This window comes from Sandarakinorhabdus rubra (assembly GCF_010994245.1).
In the GTDB taxonomy this organism is placed as follows: domain Bacteria; phylum Pseudomonadota; class Alphaproteobacteria; order Sphingomonadales; family Sphingomonadaceae; genus Sandarakinorhabdus; species Sandarakinorhabdus rubra.
Window position 1 is genome coordinate 1 of record NZ_WMHO01000360.1, and the last position, 1427, is coordinate 1427.

General features: G+C 73.0%; 1 protein-coding gene and 1 pseudogene. Both read right to left on the reverse strand.

Going from position 1 to position 1427, the window contains the following annotated elements; all coding sequences use genetic code 11:
* Positions 1-792 (reverse strand): annotated as a pseudogene (locus GJV64_RS14460) (class I SAM-dependent RNA methyltransferase); the annotation flags it as partial.
* The coding region (locus tag GJV64_RS14465) for an NAD(P)H-hydrate dehydratase (protein WP_164158175.1) at positions 789-1427 on the reverse strand (639 nt) is incomplete at its 5' end. The pseudogene GJV64_RS14460 and the gene GJV64_RS14465, both read right to left, overlap by 4 nt.

Here is a 1427-nt window from a genome sequence, read left to right on the forward strand (position 1 = left end):
GGCCGGCCCCACCGCCTCCAGCACGGCCGCGACCAGCGCCGCCTCGCCCTCGCGCGTCGCCTGCAGGAAGGGCGCCACCGGCAGCGCAACTGCCACGCCGCCCATCGCCAGTTCTGGCTGACGCCGTTCGACCAGCGTCTCGATCCCGCCCGGGCCTTCCACCGACAGACGGGCCAGATCATGCGCGGCGGCAAAATCGGTCAGCGCCTCGATCGCCGCCAGCCCCTCGGCGCCGACATTGGCGAGCAGCAGATCCACCCCGGTGTCTGACAGGGTCATGGCAACGCCCGCCCCCTGCCCGTCCCTCAGCCGTGCCTTCAGCAGTGCCTTCAAGGGCGCCACCAGCGCCATCAATTCGGGGGCCAGCACCGGGCAGTCCGCGATGTCGACCAGCGCATGGGTCCCCTCGCTGTGGAACCCCAGGCTGATGCGGCCGCCACGCTTCAGCGCCTTCAGGCTGGCGCGGCGACGGCTGCGCGGCGGCGACAGGGCGATGGGGCGCACATCATCGGGCAAACCGGCCGGCACCACGCGCGCCAGCCGTTCGATGACGAAGGCGCGATACGCTGCCTCATCCACGTGCTGCATCTGGCAGCCGCCACAGGCCGGATAGTGCGTGCAGGCCGGCGCCGCGTGGTGCGGGCCGGGAATGATGCGCGGCGGATTCTCGCCAAAATCCACCCGGTCGCCGGGCGCCGCCAGCGCCACGAAGCGGCCATCGGCAGTGACACCATCGCCGCGCGCCGCCAGCCGCACGATTTCCGCCCAATCACCTGATGGTTGCTCGCTCACAGGCTGGCCAGCACGGCTGGGATCAACGCCACCAGATCATCGGCGATGCCGCCCGGCCCCAGCCGCCGCCCGGCCTCGCCATGCAGCCAGGCGGCGGCCTGCGCGGCCGCGAACGGGTCCAGCCCTTGCGCCAGCAGCCCGCCGATCATCCCGGCCAGCACGTCGCCGCTGCCCGCCGTCGCCAGCCAGGGCGAGGCATGGGCGTTGATCGCAACCCGGCCATCCGGCCCGGCGATGATGCTGGACGCCCCCTTCAGCAGCACCACGGCGCCCACCTGCCGCGCCGCCGCCTGCACGGCCGCAATGCGGTCCACGCCGATCCCGCCGAACAGCCGGATGAATTCCCCCTCGTGCGGAGTCAGCACCGCTGGGCAGCCGAGTGCGCCGCCGTCGAGCAGCGCCAGCGCCCCGGCATCGATCACCAGCGGGCGCTGGCCATCCCGCAAGCGCCGCAGCAAATCCTGCGCGCGTGCGTCCGTTGCCAGCCCGGGCCCGATCACCACCGACTTGAGGCGCGGATCATCAAGCAGCGGCAGCGCCGCCGCATCGCAGCGCCGCATCAAAGCAAGCGCCGGCAGCGCGCCGCCATCCCCGGCAAGCGTCACCAGCCCGGCACCGATCCTGAGCGCCGCCAG